Source organism: Actinomadura viridis, from assembly GCF_015751755.1.
GTDB classification, from domain to species: Bacteria; Actinomycetota; Actinomycetes; order Streptosporangiales; family Streptosporangiaceae; genus Spirillospora; species Spirillospora viridis.
On record NZ_JADOUA010000001.1, the window covers coordinates 2,979,739 to 3,000,762 of the forward strand.

The 21,024-nt window shown below is 74.2% G+C and carries 21 protein-coding genes; 7 read left to right on the forward strand and 14 right to left on the reverse strand.

Going from position 1 to position 21,024, the window contains the following annotated elements:
• Positions 1-12 precede the first annotated feature (12 nt).
• From IW256_RS13365 to IW256_RS13390, 6 genes are read right to left on the reverse strand one after another with little or no spacing between them, the layout of a single operon-like run.
• Positions 13-1,062 (reverse strand): NAD-dependent epimerase/dehydratase family protein, encoded by a 1,050-nt coding sequence (locus tag IW256_RS13365; protein ID WP_197011266.1) that lies wholly within the window; start codon positions 1,060-1,062, stop codon positions 13-15.
• Positions 1,063-1,121: 59 nt separating this feature from the next.
• Entirely contained in the window at positions 1,122-2,507 is a 1,386-nt protein-coding gene (locus IW256_RS13370; RefSeq protein WP_197011267.1) for an FAD-binding oxidoreductase, read from the reverse strand.
• 49 nt (positions 2,508-2,556) lie between these two features.
• Positions 2,557-3,099 carry a Clp protease N-terminal domain-containing protein gene (locus IW256_RS13375; protein WP_197011268.1) on the reverse strand — a complete coding sequence of 181 codons (543 nt, stop codon included), beginning with the start codon at positions 3,097-3,099 and terminating at the stop codon, positions 2,557-2,559.
• Positions 3,099-3,332 carry a helix-turn-helix domain-containing protein gene (locus tag IW256_RS13380; protein ID WP_197011269.1) on the reverse strand — a complete coding sequence of 78 codons (234 nt, stop codon included), beginning with the start codon at positions 3,330-3,332 and terminating at the stop codon, positions 3,099-3,101. The genes IW256_RS13375 and IW256_RS13380 overlap by 1 nt, the downstream gene beginning before the upstream one ends.
• A 52-nt stretch (positions 3,333-3,384) precedes the next feature.
• Positions 3,385-4,404 (reverse strand): hemolysin family protein, encoded by a 1,020-nt coding sequence (locus tag IW256_RS13385; protein WP_197011270.1) that lies wholly within the window; start codon positions 4,402-4,404, stop codon positions 3,385-3,387.
• Positions 4,401-5,798 carry a hemolysin family protein gene (locus IW256_RS13390; protein WP_197011271.1) on the reverse strand — a complete coding sequence of 466 codons (1,398 nt, stop codon included), beginning with the start codon at positions 5,796-5,798 and terminating at the stop codon, positions 4,401-4,403. Before IW256_RS13390 ends, IW256_RS13385 begins: the two co-directional genes overlap by 4 nt.
• A gap of 225 nt (positions 5,799-6,023) precedes the next feature.
• On the opposite strand from IW256_RS13390, the gene IW256_RS13395 reads away from it, so the two are divergent.
• The 7 genes from IW256_RS13395 to IW256_RS13425 all read left to right on the forward strand — a co-directional run bounded on the left by IW256_RS13395 (position 6,024) and on the right by IW256_RS13425 (position 14,785).
• Positions 6,024-6,983 (forward strand): MBL fold metallo-hydrolase, encoded by a 960-nt coding sequence (locus IW256_RS13395; protein ID WP_197011272.1) that lies wholly within the window; start codon positions 6,024-6,026, stop codon positions 6,981-6,983.
• 30 nt (positions 6,984-7,013) lie between these two features.
• Entirely contained in the window at positions 7,014-8,681 is a 1,668-nt protein-coding gene (locus IW256_RS13400; protein WP_197011273.1) for an FAD-dependent monooxygenase, read from the forward strand.
• A gap of 52 nt (positions 8,682-8,733) precedes the next feature.
• A complete protein-coding gene (locus IW256_RS13405) occupies positions 8,734-9,732 on the forward strand; it encodes a hypothetical protein (protein WP_197011274.1) in 999 nt (332 codons plus the stop codon).
• Positions 9,733-9,780: 48 nt separating this feature from the next.
• The gene (locus IW256_RS13410; protein WP_197011275.1) at positions 9,781-9,984 is read left to right on the forward strand and encodes a hypothetical protein; all 204 of its coding nucleotides are present in this window, start codon (positions 9,781-9,783) and stop codon (positions 9,982-9,984) included.
• Between the two features lie 141 nt (positions 9,985-10,125).
• Positions 10,126-11,916 carry a GMC oxidoreductase gene (locus IW256_RS13415; RefSeq protein WP_197011276.1) on the forward strand — a complete coding sequence of 597 codons (1,791 nt, stop codon included), beginning with the start codon at positions 10,126-10,128 and terminating at the stop codon, positions 11,914-11,916.
• A gap of 263 nt (positions 11,917-12,179) precedes the next feature.
• Positions 12,180-14,021: a molecular chaperone DnaK gene (gene dnaK, locus IW256_RS13420; RefSeq protein ID WP_197011277.1), complete on the forward strand. Its 1,842-nt coding sequence runs from the start codon at positions 12,180-12,182 to the stop codon at positions 14,019-14,021.
• Between the two features lie 68 nt (positions 14,022-14,089).
• Entirely contained in the window at positions 14,090-14,785 is a 696-nt protein-coding gene (locus tag IW256_RS13425; RefSeq protein ID WP_197011278.1) for a class I SAM-dependent methyltransferase, read from the forward strand.
• Between the two features lie 9 nt (positions 14,786-14,794).
• On the opposite strand, the gene IW256_RS13430 is transcribed toward IW256_RS13425, so the two are convergent.
• From IW256_RS13430 to IW256_RS42190, 8 genes are all read right to left on the reverse strand, one after another.
• Complete coding sequence (locus tag IW256_RS13430) at positions 14,795-15,556, reverse strand: DeoR/GlpR family DNA-binding transcription regulator (RefSeq protein WP_197016295.1); 762 nt, start codon at positions 15,554-15,556, stop codon at positions 14,795-14,797.
• Between the two features lie 123 nt (positions 15,557-15,679).
• Positions 15,680-15,964, reverse strand: coding sequence for an HPr family phosphocarrier protein (locus tag IW256_RS13435; protein ID WP_197011279.1), 285 nt, complete (start codon positions 15,962-15,964; stop codon positions 15,680-15,682).
• Between the two features lie 38 nt (positions 15,965-16,002).
• Complete coding sequence (locus IW256_RS13440) at positions 16,003-17,043, reverse strand: zinc-dependent dehydrogenase (protein WP_197011280.1); 1,041 nt, start codon at positions 17,041-17,043, stop codon at positions 16,003-16,005.
• Complete coding sequence (locus IW256_RS13445) at positions 17,043-17,507, reverse strand: PTS mannitol transporter subunit IIA (protein WP_307828881.1); 465 nt, start codon at positions 17,505-17,507, stop codon at positions 17,043-17,045. The genes IW256_RS13440 and IW256_RS13445 overlap by 1 nt, the downstream gene beginning before the upstream one ends.
• Complete coding sequence (locus IW256_RS13450) at positions 17,500-17,811, reverse strand: PTS lactose transporter subunit IIB (protein ID WP_197011281.1); 312 nt, start codon at positions 17,809-17,811, stop codon at positions 17,500-17,502. Before IW256_RS13450 ends, IW256_RS13445 begins: the two co-directional genes overlap by 8 nt.
• Before the next feature lie 32 nt (positions 17,812-17,843).
• Positions 17,844-19,004, reverse strand: coding sequence for a mannitol-specific PTS transporter subunit IIC (gene mtlA / locus IW256_RS13455; RefSeq protein WP_197011282.1), 1,161 nt, complete (start codon positions 19,002-19,004; stop codon positions 17,844-17,846).
• Positions 19,005-19,082: 78 nt separating this feature from the next.
• The gene (gene pfkB / locus IW256_RS13460) at positions 19,083-20,021 is read right to left on the reverse strand and encodes a 1-phosphofructokinase (protein ID WP_197011283.1); all 939 of its coding nucleotides are present in this window, start codon (positions 20,019-20,021) and stop codon (positions 19,083-19,085) included.
• 293 nt (positions 20,022-20,314) lie between these two features.
• Entirely contained in the window at positions 20,315-21,016 is a 702-nt protein-coding gene (locus IW256_RS42190) for an HU family DNA-binding protein (protein WP_197011284.1), read from the reverse strand.
• Between the last annotated feature and the right edge of the window lie 8 nt (positions 21,017-21,024).

Below are 21,024 nucleotides of genomic sequence, written 5' to 3' on the forward strand. Positions count from 1 at the left end.
ACCCTAGGCGGGTCAGGGGCGCCGGCCCACGCCGGTGACCAGTTCGCGCAGCCGCATCGGGCCGCCCGTGCCCGGTGCCAGCGGCGGGGTGCCCATGCCCGCGCCGGTACGGAGCCCGATCAGGAACTCGCTCAGAGCGTCCATGGCCGTCTGGGCGGGCGACCAGCCGAGATCGGTCCTGGCCCGGGCGGTGTCCATGACGGGGATGTGCAGGGCCAGGTCGAGGAGGTCCGGGGAGGCCGGTACCAGGCCCAGCCGCCAGGCCGCCCGGAGGGCGGTGCGCACGCCGCGCGCGGGCACGGGGACCTTCCTGGCCTCCAGCAGCCCGGCCAGCTCGGAGGTGCCGATCACCGGTTCGGCCGCGAGGTTGAACGGCCCGCGCACCTCCCGGGTCACCGCCAGCCGGTACGCCTCGCCGGCGTCGTCGGCGTGCAGCGCCTGGAAGCGCAGCCCCGGGATGTCGGGGACGAACGGGATCAGCCCCGGCCGGACCAGCGACCCCGGGACGAACGGTCCGGCGAACAGGCGGCGCTGCTCGGAGGCGGACTCGCGCTTGAAGATGAACCCCGGGCGGAAACGCACGACCCGGCACCGGGGATGCTCGGCCTCGAACACGTCGAGCAGCCGTTCCACGTAGGCCTTCTCCCGGCTGTAGGCGGCGGCGGCCCAGCCGTGGGTCGGCCACATCTCGTCCACCCGGCGGTCCTTGGGGCCCGGCGAGTACGCCCCGACGGACGAGGCGTACACCAAAGCCGGGACGCCCGCCTCGGCGACGGCCAGGAAGACCCGGGCGCTGCCCAGGACGTTGACCCGCCAGGTGATCAGGGGGGAGTGGGTGGGCTGGAACAGCCAGGCCAGGTGGACGACCGCGTCCGCGCCCCGGAAATGGGGGACCAGGTCGGTGCCGTGCACGTCGGCCTCCGCCCACTCGGTCTTGTCGACCTCCAGCTCCGGCCGGCGGCGGGCCAGGCCGAGGATCGAGGTCACCTCGGGGTCGGCGGCCAGCGCCCGTACGGTGCTGGTGCCCACGTTGCCGGTGGCGCCGACGACCACGACGCGCATGGTGTCCCTCCTCCGTAGAAGTCCGGTTCGGCGTACCCGGGGAGGGGCCGGTCATGCGGTCAGGCCGCGGGGTCCCCGAAGACTTTGCCGGGATTGAAGATCCCGGCGGGGTCCAGCGCGTTCTTGACGGCGTGGTGGAGGGCGACCACGGCCGGGTCGAGCTCGGCGTGCAGGCCGCGCCGCTTGAGCAGGCCCACGCCGTGCTCGCCGGTGACGGTGCCGCCGAGCGCGAGGGCGTCGTCGATGATCTGGTCGAACGCGCGGTGGGCGCGGTCGCGGGCCGCGCCGTCGCCGGGCCGCGTGATGATCAGCGGGTGCAGGTTGCCGTCGCCCGCGTGGGCGATGTTGGCGATGTGGGTGTCGTGGGCGCGGGCGGCGCGCTGGATCCGGGCGAGCATCTCCGGGACGAGCGCGCGCGGGACGCAGACGTCCTCGGTGAGGACCTGGCCGAGGCGTTCCAGCGCCGGGTACGCCAGCCGCCGTGCCGCGAAGAGGGCGTCGGCCTCCGCCTGGTCGGTGGAGCGCGCGCTCCAGGTGGCCCCCGCGTCCTTGAAGCAGGCGGCCATCGCCTCGGCCTCGGCCTCGCCCGTCTCCCCGGGGGTGTCGGTACGGCCGAGGAGGAGGACCTCCGCGTCGGCCGACAGGCCCATGTTCTTCCACCGGTCGACCGCCTCCAGGCAGTAGCGGTCGATCAGCTCCAGGGCGCTGGGCACGATCCCGGCGGCGGTGACGGCGCTGACGGCCTCCCCCGCGGCGCGGAGGCCGTCGAAGCCGCCGACGACGGTGCGCTCGGGCGGGCGGGCGCCGCGCAGCCGCACGGTGATCTCGGTGATGACGCCGAGGGTGCCCTCCGAGCCGACCATCAGCCCGCACAGGTCGTATCCGACCACGCCCTTGGCGGTGCGGCGCCCGAGGCGGACGGCCTCGCCGCGCCCGACGACCGCCTCGACGGCCAGCACGTAGTCGCGGGTGACGCCGTACTTCACGCAGCAGACGCCACCGGCGTCGGTGGCCACGTTGCCGCCGATGGTGGACCAGGGGGAACTGGCCGGGTCGGGCGGGTACCACAGGCCGTGCCCGGCGCAGGCGGCGCGCAGGTCGTCGTTGACCACGCCCGGCTGCACCACCGCGAGCCGTTCGGCGGGGTCGATCTCGACGATCCGGTCCATCCGCTCCAGGGACAGCAGCACGCATCCGTCGAGCGCGTTGGCCCCGCCCGACAGCCCGGTCCCGGCGCCGCGGGGGACGATCGGCACGCCCCGCGCGGCGCAGAACTCCACCAGCGCCCGCACGTCCTCGGCGGACCCGGCGCGGACCAGTGCCGCCGCGGTGCCGTACGGCGCCCACAGCGCCTGGTCGCGGGCGTACGCGGAGACCACGCCGGGGTCGGTGACGACGCGTTCCGCGGGGATGAGGCGCCGGAGGTCGTCCGCCAGGGCTGTCATGCTCCCAAGAAACCATGGCGGGGCCCGGCGGGCGAACCGGATCGGGGCGTCAGGCGGCTTCGGCCTCGAGCAGGCGGGTGACCTCGGCGCGGACGGAGGCGAGATCGACGCCCTCCGCGCCGAGCACCCGTGCCGCCTCGGAGCCGCCGTCGTGGAGGACGCCGAGCAGGATGTGGCCGGTGCCCAGCCGCTGGTGCTTGAGCCGGACGGCGTGCCGAAGGCTCAGCTCCAGCGCCTTCTTGGACTCGGCGGTGAACGGGATGTGCCCCTTGCGGAAGCGGCCGGCCGGGGCGTCGAGCGCGCCCTCGCCGAAGCTGTCCTCGGCGGCCCGCCGCACGGCGTCCAGGTCGATGCCGAGGGTGCGGAGCGCGTCGGCGTCCAGGTCGCCGGTGCCCGAGCGGCGCGCGACGGTCGCGCGCAGCGGGCCGGCCCTCAGTCCCTGGCCGCGCAGGGCCTCGGCCGCGGGGCCCTCGCCGTCGAGCAGGGCGAGCAGGAGGTGCTCGGTGCCGATGGTGCGGGAGGACAGCGCGCGCGCCTCCTGCTGGGCCCCGATCACCGCGCCGCGGGCCTCCTTGGTGAACCGCTCGAACATCACCGCTCCTTCTTGAGAATGCGGCCGCCGCCGCCGTGCTTCTTGTGGACGGCCTGCCGGCTGACGCCGAGGCAGACCGCGATCTCCTGCCAGGACCAGCCCCGCTCGCGCGCGCTCGCGACCTGGAGGGCCTCCAGCCGTTCGGCCAGCTCGCGCAGAGCGCGGACGGCCCGCAGGCCGATCGCGGGGTCCCGGCTGCCCGCCGCCTCGGCGAGCTTCACTCCGTCGTCCATGCTGTCAATATAGGTTGACAGCCTCCGGGTGTCAACCTTGGTTGACGAGGGTTCAGGCCGGGCTGAGCAGCGTGGTGAGCAGGTCGTCCAGGTTGATGAGCCCGGCGATCCGGCCGTCGGCCTGCTCGACCAGGCCGAGATGGCTGTGGTGGGCGCGCAGGGTCGTCACCGCCTCGGCCACCGGAGTGCCGGCCCGCAGGACGGGAACCGGGTGCGCCAGGTCGCGGGCCGGGGTGCGGCGCCCGCGCGCCCGCGCCAGGTAGGCGTCCCGGACGTGCACCATCCGCGGCGGCTCTCCCGCCCCGGCGCCGCGCAGCATCAGGCGCAGAAGGCCGCTCCGGGCCGCCGTCTCGATGATCTCCCGGGGGGTGGCCGAGGGGGCGACGGCGACGATGTCGGCGACCGGGACGACCAGCCCCGCCAGCGGCGTCCGCGGCGCGTCCAGCGCGGCGGTGAGCAGGTGCAGGTCGGTCTCCCCGATCAGGCCGAGCCGCCGCGACTCCAGCGCCAGGCTGCGCAGCTGCTCGGGCGTGCGCGACACGCTCATCGCGTCGCGCGGCGGGACGCCCAGCGCCCGCAGCAGCAGGTTCGTGGTGGCGTTCAGCGCGGCCAGCACCGGGCGGACCGCTCCGGCGAACGCCCGGAACGGCACCGCCAGGAGCATCGCGGACCGCTCCGGCCGGATGATCGCCCACGACTTGGGCACCATCTCGCCGACCACCATGTGCAGGAAGGTCACCACCCCCAGCGCCAGCACGAACGCGACCGCGTGCGCGGCGCCGCCGGGCAGGCCGGCGTCGCGGAACAGCGGGGCCAGGGTCTCGGCGATCAGCGGCTCGGACACCAGGCCCAGTCCCAGCGAGCACATGGTGATGCCGAGCTGGGCGCCCGCCAGCATCAGCGACAGCTCGCCGATCCCCGCCACCGCCGACGCGGCCGTGCGGCTGCCCCGTGCCGCCGCGCGTTCCAGCCGCGGGCGCTTGGCCGCCACCAGCGCGAACTCGGAGGCGACGAAGAAGCCGTTGGCCGCCAGCAGCGCGAGCGTGACCGGCACTCCGGCCGAGAGGTTCACCGCTCCTCCTCGCCGCCGGACCGGGCGGTCCGGCGCCCGCCCCGCCCCGCGCTCCGTCCCGCTCCCTGCCCGGCCCCCGGGGCGGCGACCCGGATCCGGATCAGCTCCGGGACGTGGCGGTGCACCGACAGCACCTCCACCACGGCCCGGCGCGCCGGCTCGCCGAGCCGCCGCGGGGGCAGGTCCACCGCGACCACGTCGCCGGGCTCGGCGACCCGGCCGAGCCGTTCGAGCAGCAGCCCCGCGACGGTCTCGTAGTCGCCCTCGGGCAGGCCGATCCCGGTCTCGTGCTCGACCTCGTCCACGCGCAGCCCGGCGTCGGTCGTCCACCACTCGCCGCGGCGGACGGCAAGGTCCTCGCCCACCTCGTTCTCGTCGGCGATCTCCCCGACCAGCTCCTCGGCCACGTCCTCCCAGGTGATCAGGCCCGCGAAACCGCCGTACTCGTCCACCACGCAGGCCAGGGACCCCTCCTCGCCGCGCAGCCGGGCGACCACCTCGGGCAGCGGCAGCGTGGCCGGAAGCAGCGGCGCCGGCCGGGCCAGCTCGCCCACCGGGGTCCGGTCGGCCCTCCCGGGATCCAGCCGGACCAGCTCCTCCAGCCCGACCACCCCGATGACGTCGTCCACGCCGGTGCCGACCACCGGGTAGCGGGTGTGCCCGTGCGCGGTGATGACCTCGCTCATCCGGCCGGCCGGGGTGGTGGCCGGGACGGTGACCACGTCCACCCGCGGCACCATGACCTCCTCGGCCGTACGGTCGGAGAACACCAGCGCGCGCTCCAGCAGGTCCGCGTGGCCCGCCTGCAGCTCCTCGCCGGACTCGCCGATGATGTGGCCCAGCTCCTCCAGCGTCGCGCCGTGGTGCAGCTCCTCCACCGGCTCGATCCCGGCCGCCCGCAGCAGGCGGTTGGCCGAGGCGTCGAACAGCCGGATCAGCGGCCCGGCCACCGTGAGGTAGACCAGGGTGGACGGCGCCAGCGCCCGGGCCAGCGGCTCCGGCCGGGCCAGCGCCAGGTTCTTGGGGAGCAGCTCGCCCAGCACCATCTGGATGATCGTGGCCAGCACGAACCCGGCCGCCAGCGCGATCCCGCCGGTCGCCGCGGCCGGCACCCCGAGCGCCCGCAGCACCGGGGCGATCAGGTCGGCCAGCGCCGGCTTGGCGATGAACCCGACGACCAGGGCGGTCACGGTGATGCCGAGCTGGGCGCCCGACAGCATGAACGACACCCGCTCCATCACCCGGATCGCCCGCGCGGCGTTCCGGTCGCCCTCCCCGGCCCGCCGGCGCAGCTCCGGCCGGTCCGCGGTGACGAACGCGAACTCCTGCGCGACGAACCATCCGGTCGCCGCGGTCAGCACGAGGACGGCCAGCAGGCCCAGCGCGACGTTCACCCGGCCACGACGCTCCCTCCGCGCGCCCTCGGCGCGCGCGTACGGCTACGCTGCCATCCTTTCCCCTTTCAAGATCTTTTTCACCCCTCGGGGCGGCGACCGGCGCGGACGGCCGGAGCGGGCCGGGAACGCGCTCGCGTCCCCGCCTCCGCGGGGTTATCGGGTGCCGTGCGGTGGAATGAACCCTGCGCGTGAGCCGTGATCCACGAGTGCGAGGGGGCAACGATGCCCAGACCGTTCGCGTCGTCCGCCGATCTGGACGAGAAGGAGCGGACGCTGGAGGTCCTCGCCGACGGGGTGTACGCGCTCACCGCCGAGGGGGACCCGAACGTCGGCGCCGTCGAGGGCGAGGACTTCCTGGTCTGCTTCGAGGCCCTGGCCACCCCCGCCGCCGCGCGCGACTGGCTGGCGGTGCTGCGGGAGCACACCGACAAGCCCGTCCGGTACCTGGTGCTGTCGCACTACCACGCCGTCCGCACGCTGGGGGCGAGCGCGTTCGGCGCCGCCACGATCATCGCCCACGACCGCACCCGCGCGCTGATCGCCGAGCGCGGCCGGCAGGACTGGGAGTCGGAGTACGCGCGGATGCCCCGGCTGTTCAAGGACCCCGCGGGCATCCCCGGGCTCACCTGGCCGACGGTGACCTTCTCCGGCACCCTCACCATCGACCTCGGCGGCGACCGCGGCGATCTCGACCTGGCGTACTGCGGGCGCGGCCACACCGAGGGCGACATCGTGGCCTGGCTGCCCCGGCGGCACATCCTGTTCGCCGGCGACCTCGTGGAGACCCAGGCCGCCCTCTACACCGGCGACGCCTTCCACCGCGAGTGGGCCGCCGGCACCCTCGACCACGTCGCCTCGTTCGGGGCCCGCACGCTGGTCGGCGGGCGCGGCGCCGTCGCGCACGGCCGGGAGGCGGTACGGGACGCCATCGCGCAGACCCGCGAGTTCCTGGAGGTGATGATCGCCGAGGTGAGCCGGGTCCGGGAGCGCGGCGGCACCCTCAAGGACGCCTTCGACGCCGTCCACACCGAGCTCGCGCCGCGCTACGGCCGGTGGCCGATCTTCGAACACTGCCTGCCGTTCGACGTCGCCCGGCTCTGGGACGAGCTGGAGGGCGTCGAACGTCCCCGGATCTGGACGGCCGAACGCGACCGCGAGGTCTGGGCCGAACTCCAGGACTGAGGCGGTGACCGCCGGGGACGGAGGGGCGCGATGGATCCCGTGGTGGTGATCGGCGCCGGGCCGGTGGGGCTGACGGCCGCGCTGCTGCTGGCCCGCTGGGGCCTGCCGGTGGTCGTCCTGGAACGGCGCGCGGCCCGCGAGCCCGCGGGCTCCCGGTCGATCTGCCAGCAGCGCGACGTCCTGGACATCTGGTGCCACGCCGGCGCGGGCGCCGTGGCCGAGGAGGGGCTCGCCTGGACGACGGCGCGCACCTACTACCGCGACCGGGAGCTGTTCTCCTGGCGCTTCGCCGGGGCGGGCACGCTCCCGGCGTGCGTGAACATCTCCCAGTCCCGGACCGAGCTGATCCTGGACGCGTGCGCCGCCGCCCGCGCGGACCTGATCGAGATCCGCTGGGGACACGAGGTGACCGGCCTCGACCAGGACCCCGCGGGCGTGACCGTGCGCTGCCGCGCGGACGGCGGGACGGCGCGGATCAGGGCCTCCTACGTCGTGGCGTGCTCGGGCGGCCGGTCCGGCGCCGTCCGCGCCGCGCTCGGCGTCGGCTTCCCCGGGGAGAGCTTCGACGACCGGTTCCTCATCGTCGACCTGGAGGCCGACCTCCCCGGCTGGGAACGTGAACGCCGCTTCTACTTCGACCCGCCGTGGAACCCCGGCCGGCAGGTGCTCATCCACCCGTGCCCGGGATCGCGCTACCGCGTCGACTGGCAGGTGCCGCCCGGCTTCTCCCTCGCCGCCGAGGAGGCGGACGGCGGGCTCGACCGCAGGGTCCGGCAGATCATCGGGGACCGGCCGTACACGCTGGTGTGGCACTCGGTCTACCGCTTCCAGTCGCGGGTCGCCGACCGGATGCGGGCGGGACGGGTGCTGCTGGCGGGGGACTGCGCCCACCTGTACGCCCCGTTCGGCGCCCGGGGCCTCAACTCCGGGGTGCCCGACGCCGAGAACGCCGCCTGGAAGATCGCGTTCGTGGCGCGCGGCTGGGCCCCGCCCGCACTGCTGGAGACCTACCACCTCGAACGGCACGCGGCGGCCCTGGAGAACCTGGACGTGACCACCGCGACCATGCGTTTCCTCGTCCCGCGCGACGAGCGGGCGCGGGCACGGCGCACCGCCGCACTGGAGCGGGCCGCGGCGCCGCGGCCCGGCGGGGGCGGGGAGGCGGCGCCGGCCGGCGTCGACTCGGGCCGCTTCGCCGAGCCGTTCTGGTACACCGGCTCGCCGCTGACCACCCCGGAGCCGACCAGGCCGCCCGCCGGCCGCCCGCCCAAGGGCGCGCTGCAGCCGCCGGCGCCGGGCGTGATCGTTCCGGACGCGCCGTTCACGGTGCCGGGCCGCCCCGGCGTCACGCGGCTGCGCGAGGTCCTCCGCGACGGCTTCACGCTGCTCCTGGCGCCGGGCCGCCCGGGGACGCCCGGCGGGGCACCGGCGGAGACGCTCCTGGCCGCCGCCCGTACCGCCACCGCCGCGCCGCTGCGCCTGCTCGACCTGGGCGTGCTCGACCCCGGCGGCGGCGTGGCCGGGGCGATCGGGGCCCGGCCGGGCGAGGCATGGCTGGTCCGCCCGGACGCCCACCTGGCCGCGATCCTGCCGCGCCCCGCCCCCGCGGCGGTCGCCGCCGCGCTCCGCACCGCCCTGGGCGAGGGGCTGGGCGGCGACCCGGGTGACGCCTCGGTTCCGATCCTGGGACGCGCGTGATAGGGACGGAAGTGTCACCGGGTTGTCAGGTGCGCAAGCTGTGGGAGTGCCCATGACCGACAACGAACACCCCCGGACCGTGTACGACCCCGACATCCCCTGCCGTGAACGCGCGCTGCTGGCCGCGGCCCCCGAACGGCTGGTGCCCGCGAGCCTTCCGGCCCCCGCCGCGCCGCGTCCGGGGCTCCGCACGATCGTCGCGCGGGCCCTGGGGATCCCGCTGCTGGCGTTCTTCTACGGGGTGCTGCCCGGAGGCTGGATCCGGGCGTTCTTCCTGCTCTCGCTCGACGAGGACGATCCGCTGGACGGCGTCTTCCGCTGGGGCCGCACCGCCGTGCTGGCGATGATCTTCCTGCCGCTGGCCCAGATCGCGCTGCTCCTGGCCGGGGCGGGCGAGGCGGCGGCGGTGCTGGCCGCGGCCGGGTTCACCGGCTGGACCGTGGGGGCGCTGCGGCGCCTGCGCGAACCCGACGCCGCGCGGGCCGCCCGCCGCCACCACGGCCGCTACCTGCTGCCCCGCGACTTCGACGCCGACGCCGCCCGGCTGCTGGTGCGGACGCAACGCGCCGCCGACGCGGTGCTGGGGTCGGAGGCCCACCGGGCCGGCCTGCTCGACGCCGTCCGCGACACGGTCGTGCTGCCCCGCCAGGAATGGGCGATCGCGCACGCGCTGGCCGAGCACACCCGGCTGCGGCGGGAGCACCGCGAGCGGTGCCCCGAGCGGCCGTCACCGCGGGTCCGCGGGCTGCTGGAGCCGCAGCGCCGCGCCCTCGACCTGTCGGTGCGCTCCGTCACCGCGCGCGTCGAGGCGCTGGAGGACTACGCCCGGCAGGCGCGCGACACCGACGACGCCTACCGGGAATGGCAGTCCGCGCGGCGCGTCACCGAGCGGAACGCCGCGTACCGGGACCTGCTCGCCGAGACCGTGCGCGACGACCTGGCCCGCGAGGAGATCGGCCGGCTCACCGGCGGCGCGCGGCACGCCGCCTCCGTCCTGCGCGGGCCGTTCGCGGACGGGCACGCATCGACCGGGGAGATCAGGGGAATCTGACCTGTCGATGCCCCCTGGGAGATCCGCCTTGACGCGGGAGGAGTGGACATGACGGTCCGGCTGGTGCGCGCCGCAGCGAAGGGCGTGGTCGTTCTGGGTTCGATCTGGGTCGAGCAGGTCGGCCGCGGCCACGTCGTGATCCTCGCCCCCGAATGCGCCTTCCACGGCACCGTCCCCGAGGCGGACGAGGCGCGGGCGGAGTGGGACTGGACGGTGCCGTACCGCTGGTACGAAGAGTCGGCCCTGGACTGAGCCGCGCCGCCCGCCCGGTTGTCAGCACGCTGACAAAAGCCGTCACGAAGTGATGCCACGCTGACATTGCGGATCGGGCCGCCCGGGGCCGATAGTCGGTCGTCGTTCACCGATCCTCGGGGGAGAGGAGGCGACGGGCCCATGGCGGGTACGGACGGCGACCACCACGACGATGACCGCGACCACGACCATGACTATGACGTGATCGTGGTCGGGTCGGGCTTCGGCGGCAGCGTGGCGGCGCTGCGGCTGGCCGAGAAGGGCTACCGGGTGGCGGTCCTGGAGGCCGGCCGCCGCTTCGACGAGGACTCCCTGCCCAAGAGCAACTGGCGGCTGCGCAGGTACGTCTGGATGCCCCGGCTCGGGCTGCGCGGGATCCAGCGGTTCCATCTCGTCCGCGGCGAGGCCAAGGTCCTCGTGCTGGCCGGCGCGGGGGTCGGCGGCGGGTCGCTGGTCTACGCCAACACCCTCTACGTGCCGCCCCGGCCGTTCTTCACCGACCGCCAGTGGGGCCACATCACCGACTGGCAGGACGAACTCGCCCCGTTCTACGACCAGGCGCGGCGGATGCTGGGCGTCACGGCCAACCCGCTCATCACCCCCGCGGACGTCGCGGTGCGCAGGGTGGCGGAGCGCATGGGCGCCGGACACACCTGGCACCCGACCCCGGTCGGGGTCTTCTTCGGCGACGGCGGGACCGCCCCGGGCCAGGAGGCCGACGACCCCTACTTCGGCGGCGCCGGGCCGCGGCGCAACGCCTGCGTGGCCTGCGGCTCCTGCATGGTCGGCTGCCGCCGGAACGCCAAGAACGACCTCACCAAGAACTACCTGTACCTGGCCGAGCGCAGGGGCGTCACGATCCTGCCGGACAGCACGGTGAAGGCCGTGACCCCCCGCGACGGCGGCGGGTACGAGGTCGGGATCGCGCGGACGGGCGCCCTCCCGCGCAGGTCCCGGCGGCTCACCGCCGGGCAGGTCGTCCTCGCGGCGGGAACGTACGGCACCCAGACCCTGCTGCACGGCATGCGCGCCCAGGGCCGCCTGCCGCACCTGTCGGACCGCCTGGGCGAGCTGACCCGCACCAACTCCGAGGCGCTGCTCGGCGTGGAACGCATGACCGTCTGGCACCGCCCGGGGGATCCCGACCACAGCACGGGCCTGGCCATCACCTCCTCGTTCCACCCCGACGCGAACACGCACATCGAGCCGACCCGGTACGGGATCAACGGGAACGCGATGGGCGCCATCCGCACGCTCCTCATCGACGGCGGCGGACGCCTGCCGCGCTGGGCGAAGTTCCTCGGCCAGAGCGTCCGGCACCCCACCGTCATCCTCCGCGGCCTGTCGCTGAAGGACTGGGCCAAGCGGACCATCATCGCGCTGGTCATGCAGACGCACGACAACTCCCTCACGGTCCGGGGCCGGCGCGGCCTGCTCGGCCGGCGGCTCCTGACGGCCCGGCAGGGCACCGGAGACCCCAACCCCACCTGGATCCCGATCGGCCACGACGCCACGCGCATGCTGGCCGAGGAGCTCGGCGCCACCGCTGGCGGCACGTGGTTCGATCTCTTCGACATCCCGACCACCGCGCATTTCATCGGCGGCTGCGTCATCGGGGACTCCCCGGAGACCGGCGTGATCGACCCCTACCACCGCGTGTTCGGCCACCCCGGCCTGCACATCGTCGACGGCTCGGCGGTCACCGCCAATCTCGGCGTCAACCCGTCGCTCACGATCACCGCGCAGGCGGAGCGCGCGATGGCGTTCTGGCCCAACCGTGGCGAGCCGGACCCGCGGCCCGAGCCGGGATCGCCCTACCGCCGCCTCGAACCGGTCGCCCCACGTGACCCGGCCGTCCCCGCGCACGCCCCCGCGGCCCTGCGCCTCACGTCCCGTGCGGGCGCGCCCGGTACACCGCCCGGCACACCGTGACCCTCGTTGACTTGCCGCGGGTTGTCGCCCTAGGCGGCCCCGGGGTGTGACTTGCCGCAAGTCAACGCGCCGTGCTGCCCGGCCCGGTCGGCGCACCGCAGCGGCGCTGAGTAAAGGTGAGTCACTAGGGCTCAACTATTTGACGTTGGAACGGGCATCGTGCAGTCTGACGTCTGCCGGGTCCAATCTTGCGCGAGAGCGGCTCAACTAGGCTGCGTGTTGATCGCGTCCCGGCGGATCCAACGGTGGCGGAGGAGGCGCTCATGGCACGTGCGGTCGGTATCGACCTGGGGACGACCAACTCGGTGGTGGCGATCCTGGAGGGCGGGGAGCCCACGGTGATCGCCAATGCGGAGGGGTCGCGGACGACGCCGTCTGTCGTGGCGTTCGCGAAGAACGGTGAGGTGCTGGTCGGCGAGGTCGCCAAGCGCCAGGCGGTGACGAATGTGGACCGCACCATCCGGTCGGTGAAGCGTGAGATGGGCACCGACTGGAAGACCTCGATCGACGGCAAGGACTTCACCCCGCAGCAGATCAGCGCGTTCGTGCTGCAGAAGCTCAAGCGGGACGCCGAGTCCTACCTGGGCGAGAAGGTGACCGACGCGGTCATCACCGTCCCGGCCTACTTCTCCGATCACCAGCGGCAGGCGACCAAGGAGGCCGGGCAGATCGCGGGGCTGAACGTCCTGCGGATCATCAACGAGCCGACCTCGGCGGCGCTGGCGTACCACCTGGAGAAGGAGAACGAGGCCACCATCCTGGTGTTCGACCTGGGCGGCGGTACGTTCGACGTGTCGCTGCTGGAGGTGGGGGAGGGGGTCGTGGAGGTCAAGGCGACCTCCGGCGACAACCACCTGGGCGGCGACGACTGGGACAGCAAGGTCGTGGACTGGCTGGTGGAGCGGTTCAAGAACGCCAACGGCGTCGACCTGGCCAAGGACAAGATGGCGCTGCAGCGGCTGCGGGAGGCCGCGGAGAAGGCCAAGATCGAGCTGTCGTCCTCCTCGGAGACGCAGATCAACCTGCCCTACATCACCGCCTCCTCCGAAGGCCCGCTGCACCTGGACGAGAAGCTCACCCGGGCCGAGTTCCAGCGGCTGACCGCCGACCTCCTGGAGCGCACCAAGGGCCCGTTCCAGCAGGTCCTCAAGGACGCCAAGATCGGCGTGGGCGAGATCGACCAGGTCGTGCTGGTCGGTGGCTCGACCCGCATGCCGGCGGTGTCGGAGCTGGTGAAGGAGCTGACGGGGGGCAAGGAGCCCAACAAGGGCGTCAACCCCGACGAGGTGGTGGCGATCGGTGCGTCGCTGCAGGCGGGTGTTCTCAAGGGTGAGGTGAAGGACGTCCTGCTGCTGGACGTGACGCCGCTGAGCCTGGGCATCGAGACCAAGGGCGGCATCTTCACGAAGATCATCGAGCGGAACACCACGATCCCGACCAAGCGGTCGGAGTCGTTCTCGACGGCCAGTGACAACCAGCCGTCGGTGGGGATCCAGGTGTTCCAGGGCGAGCGTGAGATCGCCGCGTACAACAAGAAGCTGGGCACGTTCGTGCTGGACGGGATCGCGCCGGCGCCGCGCGGGGTTCCGCAGATCGAGGTGACCTTCGACATCGACGCCGACGGGATCGTCAACGTCTCGGCCGTCGACCAGGGGACGGGGCGCAGCCAGTCGGTCACCATCACCGGCGGTGGCGCGCTGCCCAAGGACGACATCGAGAAGATGGTCCGGGAGGCGGAGCAGTACGCGGAGGAGGACCGCCGCCGCAAGGAGGAGGCCGAGGTCCGCAACCAGGCCGACGGCCTGGCCTACTCCACCGAGAAGTTCCTCAAGGAGAACGAGGACAAGGTCCCCGCCGACGTCAGGACCGAGGTGGAGGAGGCCGTCGCCGACCTGAAGAAGGCACTGGACGGCACCGACATCGACGCCATCCGCAACGGCACCGAGAAGCTCGCCCAGGTCAGCCAGAAGGTCGGCTCGGCGATCTACGCGCAGGACGGCCAGGGCGCGGGTCCCGCGGCCCCCGAGGGGGACGCTGCGGGCGACCGGGCGCGGGGCGACGATGACGACGTGGTCGACGCCGAGGTCGTCGACGACGGCAAGTAAGGAGTCGATCACCGCCACTATCCTCTCCGTGGAGGACCGGTCACGGCTAGCCACCATGGAGATTGATGATGCCGCAACGATCATGGGCGTCGGGGACCGGACCGGGGCCGATCGCGCCGGACGGCTCGGCCGTCGAGCTGTACGCGGCGCTCGGCCCCGGCCCGGACGCCGACATCGTGGACGCCGCCGTTCCCGCCGGGGCGGCGATCCTGGAGCTGGGCGCCGGCGCCGGCCGGACCGCGCACGAGCTGCACGCCCGCGGCCACCATGTGGTGGCCGTGGACGAGTCCCCGGAGATGCTGGCCCGCGTCCGCGACGTCGTGACCGTGTGCGAGACCATCGAGGACCTCAGCCTCGGCCGCGCGTTCGACGCCGTGCTCATGGCCTCGCACCTGGTGAACGTCCCGGACGACGGCCTGTGCGACCGGATGCTGCGGACCTGCCGCCGGCACGTCCGGCCGGGCGGGACGGTGATCCTGCAGCGGCACGCGCCCGGATGGTTCGACGATCCTCCCCGTTCCCTCGAAGGGGGAGGGCCCGCGGACGCGGCGACGGCCCTGCGGGAGGTGACCCGCCCCGGGCCCGGCCTGCTGTCGGCCACGGCCGAGTACCGGCTGGACGGGCGCGTCTGGACGCACTCGTTCACCGTCCGGCGGCTGGACGACGCGCGGCTGGACCGGGTGCTCGCGGACGCCGGCCTGGCCCTGGACGCCTACCTGACCGCCGACCGCACCTGGGTCAGGGCGGTGCCGGCCGCCGCCTGACGGCCGAGCTCAGGCGCGGATCACCTCCGGCCCGGCGGCGGCCAGCTCGGCGGCCGCCTCGGTGTCCAGCCCGGTGTCGGTGATCAGCACGTCGATCTCCGACAGCGCCGCGAACCGCACCAGGTTGTCGTTCCCGATCTTGGTGCGGTCGGTCAGCAGCACCCGCCGCCGGGACGAGGCGATCATCGCCCGCTTGACCGCGGCCTCCGCCTGGTCGGAGGTGGTCAGCCCGTGCGCGGCCGAGCAGCCGTTGGTGGCCATGAACGCCACGTCCACCCACAGGTCGGCCAGCGGGCGCAGCACCCAGTCGTCCACGGTGGCCAGGGTGCGGGCCCGGACCCGGCCGCCCAGCATGATCACGGTCAGGTTGGACCGGGCGGCCAGGGCCGTGGCGTGCGGCGGCGAGTTGACGATCACGGTCAGCTCGCGGTCGGCGGGCAGCAGCTGCACCAGCCGGGCGGTGGTGGTCCCGGCATCGATGATCACCGAGCCCTCGTCGGGCAGCTCGGCCAGCGCCGCCTTGGCGATCCGCTCCTTCTCCTCGGTCAGCACCGCGTCCCTGGCCGCCAGCGCGGGCTCGAAGCCCAGCCGTTCCACCGGGATGGCCCCGCCGTGCACCCGGCGCAGCGTGCCCGCGCGCTCCAGCGCGGTCAGGTCGCGCCGGATCGTCTCGGTCGTGACCGAGAACTCCTCGGCCAGCGCCACCACGTCGACCCGGCCGTTGGCGCGGGCCCGCGAGAGGATGGCCTGCTGCCGTTCCTCGGCGTACATGGGGGTGGGTTCACCTGCTCTGAACGTCGTCATGACGGTGACCATTGTCGTACAGTCCCGCCGGTCACGCCGCCGGAGCCGCACGGAGCCGCACGGAGCCGCACGGAGCCGCACGGCGGCGGGTCAGGCGGGATCGGGCTCCTCGGCGTCCAGGTCACGCGCGAGGAGCCCGGCCAGCTCGTCCAGCACCCGGTCGGCCTCCTCGCCCTCGGCGCTCAGGGTCACCCGGGCGCCGGGGCCGGCGCCCAGTGCCAGGACGGCGAGGATGCTGGCGGCCGGCACCGGATCCCGGCCGCCGGCGCTGATGAGGACCGGCACGGGCTGCCGGGCGGCCTCCCGGACGAAGATCTGGGCCGGCCGGGCGTGCAGGCCCTGCGCCGAGCCGACGACGACGGTGCGTTCGGGCATGTTTCTCCCTGCTTTCGGGTGAGGTCGGGACGACCTGGCTAGGGCTCCACGGTCACCTTGATCGCCTCGCCGCGGGCGACGAGGTCGAGGGCGTCGTGGACGCGTTCCAGCGGGATCCGGTGGGTGATGAGGTCCTGCACGGGCACCTCGCCCGAGCCGATCAGCCGCAGCGCGCGGGCGTTGTGCGCGGGGCTGGAGCCGTTGGCGCCGACGATCGTCAGCTCGCGGTAGTGCACCTGGTTGGAGTCGCAGGAGATGACCGGGTCGTCCTTGGGCAGGCCCCCGAAGAAGCTGATCCGCCCGCCCGGCGCGGCCATCCACAGCGCCTGGGTCTGCGGGGTGTGCGCCGCCGCCGCGGTGATGATCACGTCGGCGCCCCGCCCGCCGGTGAGGTCCTTGACCGCCTCGACCGGGTCGGTGTCCGACGCCAGGATCGCCGCGTCCGGCTTGACCAGCTCGGCGGCCCGGTGCAGCCGGTCCCGGTTCAGCTCGACCAGGAACACCCGGCCCGCCCCGCGGGCCCGCGCCACCCGCACGTGCAGGCAGCCGATCGGGCCCGAGCCGAACACCACCACGTCGTCGCCCTCGCCGACCCGCGCCAGCTCCTGGCCGTTCAGCACGCAGGCCAGCGGCTCGGCCACCGACGCCTCGGCGAACGAGACGCCCTCCGGCACCCGGTTCACGCCCGCGACGGCCAGCACCTTGGCGGGGATCGTCAGGTACTCGGCGAAGCCGCCCTCGTAGTGGTAGCCCATCGACTCCTGCCGGGCGCAGACGGTCATCCGGCCGCGCGAGCACTCTGCGCACCGCCCGCACGGGATCGCGGCGATCACCTGCACCCGGTCCCCGGGCGACCAGCCGGTCACTCCCGGGCCGGCCGCCACCACCTCGCCGGCGATCTCGTGCCCCATCACGCGGGGCGGGACGATGTGGTGGTGGCCGAAGCGGGAGATCTTGACGTCGGTGCCGCAGGTGGAGCAGTTCCGGACGCGGATCTTCAGCTCGCCGGGGCCGGCCTCGGGCTCGGGGGCGTCCTCCAGGCGGATGTCCCCGGGGGCGTGGAAGCGGGCGACCTTCATCAGGGCGTTTCCTGTTCCGCCGGCCGGAGCAGCCGGGCGATGTCGTGGGCGGTGGTGGCCTCGCGCAGGCCCCGGGCCCGCTCGGGATCGAGCAGGATCTGCGCGAGTTCGGTGAGGACGGTGATATGCCCGTCGCCGCGGGCGGCGATCGCGATGGCGAGGGTGACGGTCTGGCCGTTCCAGTCGGCCCCGTCGGGGAACCGCACGACGGCGAGCGCGTCGCGCAGCACGGCGTCCTTGCCCGCGGCCGTCCCGTGCGGGATGGCCACGCCCTCGGCGAGGTAGGTGGAGATCGAGCGTTCGCGGTCCAGCATGCTCTGGACGTACTCCTCCCGGACCGCGCCGATCTCGACCAACAGCCGGCCGCACTGCCGGACGGCGTCGTCGCGCCCCTCCGCCCGGGCGTCGAGGCGGACCGCGGCGGGATCGAGCAGCCGCGCGGCGCCGTGGCCGGTCTCAGACACTCAGCACACCGCCGTCCTTGATGGCCGCGACGACCTGGTTCACGGCGGGGTCGCCGATGTAGACATCGAACGGGACGATCACGGCGTCCGGCGCGCCGCGGCGGGCCCGTTCGGCGAGCCCGCGGTGGCAGACGACCACGTCGGCGTCCGGCGGGATGGAGTCGACCGGGGTGTGGGCGACCTCGACCGGCTGCTTCTTCAGCGCCTTGCGCAGCTGCCCGGCCAGCATGACGCTGCTGCCCATGCCGGCGTCGCAGGCGATGACGAGCTTGCGGATGTCCTTGGCGTCGATCGTGGTGACCATGGGGCCTCCGTTCCGGGGTGGGTCCGGCGGCGCTAGCGCGCGGCCGGCTGCTGGGTGGTGCCGTCGCCGGCGTTCTCGGGGTCTTCGGCGGTCGCGGTCGCGTCGCCGTCGGGAGCGTCCTTCTCCTTGCGCGACTCGGCGAGCCTGCCGAAGCCCAGGAGGGCCGCGCCCACGGCGAACGACACGGCGATCGAGGCGAGCATCCCGGAGTAGACGCCGATCCAGTTGCCCGTGCCGCGGGGCGTCTGGGCGAGGTAGGCGAAGATGCTGCCGGGGGAGGGGGCGGCGACCAGGCCGGTTCCGGAGGCCAGGAAGATGGCCACCCCGGTGGCGCCGCCGGCGATGGCGGCCAGGATCATCCGCGGCTTCATCAGGATGTACGGGAAGTAGATCTCGTGGATGCCGCCGAAGAAGTGGATGATCATGGCGGCGGGGGTGCTGGGCCGCAGCCGGCGGGGGCCGAAGAACGTGTACGCGAGCAGCACGCCGAGCCCGGGACCGGGGTTGGACTCCAGCATGAACAGGATGGACTTGCCGGTCTCGGCGGCCTGCTGGACGCCCAGCGGCCCCAGCACGCCGTGGTTGATGGCGTTGTTGAGGAACAGCACCTTGGCCGGCTCGATCAGCACCGAGGTCAGCGGCAGCACGTCGTGGTCGACCAGCCAGCCCACCCCGTCCCCGGCGGCCTCGGTGAGGGTGCGCACCACCGGGCCGATCGCCACCTTGCCGGCGATCGCCATCGCGGCGGCCAGGATGCCGGCCGAGAAGTTGTCCACCAGCATCTCGAACCCGGGCCTGACCCGGCCCTCGATCAGGCCGTCGAACAGCTTCATCAGGTACGCGGCCAGCGGACCGATGATCATCGCGCCCAGGAACATCGGGATGTCGGCGCCGGCCACCAGCCCGATGGTGGCGACCGCGCCGACGACCGCGCCGCGCTGCCCGTGCACCATCCGGCCACCGGTGTAGCCGATGAGCAGGGGCAGCAGGATCTTGATCATCGGGTCGCCCAGCTCGGCCAGCTCCTTGTTCGGCAGCCAGCCGGTGGGGATGAACAGCGCGGTGATCAGGCCCCAGGCGATGAACGCGCCGATGTTGGGCATCACCATGCCGGCCAGGTGGCCGCCCATGCGCTGGACGCGGGCCCTGAAGCCGTCTCCGGGCGGTGGAGGGGTGGTGTACGCAGTGGCCATCGCGGCCTCCTGAGATCTGGGGGGGGTGAGGGGGTAGGGCGGTGCGGTTCGGTAGGGACGGGGGAGCGGCTCTGGGGATCAGGTCATGAGCCGCTGGTCGAGGTCGGGCCGTGCGTGGATGCGGACGATGTCGCGGCGGATGTCGGGCCGCCTCGGCATCCGGCTGGCCGGGAGGCGGACGGCCGCGGCCCCCCACGCCAGGGCCTCGGCGAGCGCCCGGGGCCCGCGCGCGCCGGCGGCCAGGAACCCGGCGAGGAGCGCGTCGCCGGCGCCCACCGTGCTCTTGGGGTTCTCGACCGGGGCGTCGCCCGCGATGACGCCGTCGTCGTCCACCAGCACCGCGCCGTCCGCGCCCAGGCTCACCAGGACGCTCCGGGCGCCGCGGGCGCGCAGCTGGCGGGCCGCCGCCACGACGTCGGCCAGCCGGCCGACCGGGGACCCGACGGCCTCGGCCAGCTCCTCGCGGTTCGGCTTGACCAGGTCGGGCCCGGCGGCGAGGGCGGCCAGCAGCGCGGGACCGCTGGAGTCCACCGCCACCCGGATCCCGGCCGGCGCGAGGCGCCGGCACAGCTGGGCGTAGATGTCGTCCGGCACGCCGGGGGGAAGGCTGCCGCAGCCCGCCACCCAGCCGGCCCCGGCGGACTCGGCGGCCACCACCCTGGCCACCTCGGCCAGCTCGCCGTGCGAGAGCCGGGCGCCGGGCTCGTTGAGCTTGGTGGCGACCCCGCCCGGCTCGGCGACGGTCACGTTGGAGCGGGTGTGCCCGGCCACCGGGACGGCGCGCACGGTCAGCCCCTCGGCCAGCAGCAGCTGCCGCAGCCGGTCGCCCTCGGGCCCGCCGACCGGGACCACCGCGACGGACGGGACCCGGCCCGCGAGCAGCGCGCGGGTGACGTTCACACCCTTGCCGCCCGGGTCCAGCCGCGCCGACCGCGCGCGGATCACCTGGCCCCGGGCCAGCACGTCCACCTCCATCGTCCGGTCCAGGCTCGGGTTGAGGGTCACCGTGACGATCATGCGCGGACCGTCCGCCGCTCCTCGGCCAGCATGTTGTTTCCCTCCCGTTTGCGTGAGTTCCCCTTTGTTTACGCCCGAAAATACGTGAGGTCAAGACCTGAACGGAAGAAGAACCATGCGCAGCACGGAAGAACGGGCGGCGCGTACGTGCGCGGGCCCGCGAAGGCGTACGGAAGGGAGGGCGACGGCCTGAGCCGTGCCACAGGGGAGGGGAGCAGAGGGGAGTGGGAGGGAGGCGTGTCGGCGAGGTCGGAGGGCGGCGACCGGAACGTGCCGGTGCCGCCCCCCGCCGCTCAGCGGGTCTTGGCCGCCTTCTTGCCCGAGCCGCCCTTCTTGGCGGTCTTCTTGCCGGGCTTCACGGCCTTGGCGGGCCCGGCCGCCTTAGAGGTCTTAGAGGTCTTAGAGGTCTTAGGGGTCTTAGAGGTCTTGGCGGGCTTGGTCTTCACGGCCTCTACGGCCTTGGTGGTCTTGGAGGCGGCCTTGTCGGGCTTCGAGGTCTCGGCGGCCCTGCCGGGCTTGGCTCCGGCGGCCTCCTTGCGGGCCTTCTTGGCGGTGGCCGCCTTCTTCTTCCCCTTCCTCCCCTTCTTGAGGGCGGGCGGGGCGACGACCTCGGCCGTCACGGTCTCCGTCGCTGCGGCCACGTCCAGGCTCTCGGTGACCTCCGGGACCTCCGGGACCTCCGGGGCCTCTGGAGTCGGCGGGGCGGCGACGGCGGCCCCGCCCTGAGCGACCCGCCGGCGGAAGGTCTGGCCGATCCGGAACCGCGGCACGTCGGCGGCCGGCACCTCGACGGCCTGCCCGGTACGGGGGTTGCGGGCGGTGCGGGCGGGCCGGGCGACCCGGTCGAAGGTGCCGAACCCCGTCACCAGGATCCGTTCACCCGCCGCGACGCCGTCGATGATGGCGTCGAACACCGCGTCCACATGGCGGCGGGCCTCCGCGTGGTCGCTGCCCGCCCGTTCCGCCACCGCCTCGACGAGCTCGGTTCTGTTCATCCGCGGAC

Excerpts from the sequence above, each read along its gene's own strand:
- IW256_RS13370 (WP_197011267.1), bottom strand. The coding sequence starts at position 2,507 with ATGACAGCCCTGGCGGACGACCTCCGGCGCCTCATCCCCGCGGAACGC.
- IW256_RS13415 (WP_197011276.1), top strand. The coding sequence starts at position 10,126 with ATGGCGGGTACGGACGGCGACCACCACGACGATGACCGCGACCACGAC.
- IW256_RS13410 (WP_197011275.1), top strand. The coding sequence starts at position 9,781 with ATGACGGTCCGGCTGGTGCGCGCCGCAGCGAAGGGCGTGGTCGTTCTG.
- IW256_RS13440 (WP_197011280.1), bottom strand. The coding sequence starts at position 17,043 with ATGAAGGTCGCCCGCTTCCACGCCCCCGGGGACATCCGCCTGGAGGAC.
- dnaK (WP_197011277.1), top strand. The coding sequence starts at position 12,180 with ATGGCACGTGCGGTCGGTATCGACCTGGGGACGACCAACTCGGTGGTG.
- IW256_RS13380 (WP_197011269.1), bottom strand. The coding sequence starts at position 3,332 with ATGGACGACGGAGTGAAGCTCGCCGAGGCGGCGGGCAGCCGGGACCCC.
- IW256_RS13435 (WP_197011279.1), bottom strand. The coding sequence starts at position 15,964 with ATGCCCGAACGCACCGTCGTCGTCGGCTCGGCGCAGGGCCTGCACGCC.
- IW256_RS13430 (WP_197016295.1), bottom strand. The coding sequence starts at position 15,556 with ATGTACGCCGAGGAACGGCAGCAGGCCATCCTCTCGCGGGCCCGCGCC.
- IW256_RS42190 (WP_197011284.1), bottom strand. The coding sequence starts at position 21,016 with ATGAACAGAACCGAGCTCGTCGAGGCGGTGGCGGAACGGGCGGGCAGC.
- IW256_RS13425 (WP_197011278.1), top strand. The coding sequence starts at position 14,090 with ATGCCGCAACGATCATGGGCGTCGGGGACCGGACCGGGGCCGATCGCG.
- IW256_RS13400 (WP_197011273.1), top strand. The coding sequence starts at position 7,014 with ATGGATCCCGTGGTGGTGATCGGCGCCGGGCCGGTGGGGCTGACGGCC.
- mtlA (WP_197011282.1), bottom strand. The coding sequence starts at position 19,004 with ATGGCCACTGCGTACACCACCCCTCCACCGCCCGGAGACGGCTTCAGG.
- IW256_RS13450 (WP_197011281.1), bottom strand. The coding sequence starts at position 17,811 with ATGGTCACCACGATCGACGCCAAGGACATCCGCAAGCTCGTCATCGCC.
- IW256_RS13375 (WP_197011268.1), bottom strand. The coding sequence starts at position 3,099 with ATGTTCGAGCGGTTCACCAAGGAGGCCCGCGGCGCGGTGATCGGGGCC.
- IW256_RS13405 (WP_197011274.1), top strand. The coding sequence starts at position 8,734 with ATGACCGACAACGAACACCCCCGGACCGTGTACGACCCCGACATCCCC.
- pfkB (WP_197011283.1), bottom strand. The coding sequence starts at position 20,021 with ATGATCGTCACGGTGACCCTCAACCCGAGCCTGGACCGGACGATGGAG.
- IW256_RS13395 (WP_197011272.1), top strand. The coding sequence starts at position 6,024 with ATGCCCAGACCGTTCGCGTCGTCCGCCGATCTGGACGAGAAGGAGCGG.
- IW256_RS13365 (WP_197011266.1), bottom strand. The coding sequence starts at position 1,062 with ATGCGCGTCGTGGTCGTCGGCGCCACCGGCAACGTGGGCACCAGCACC.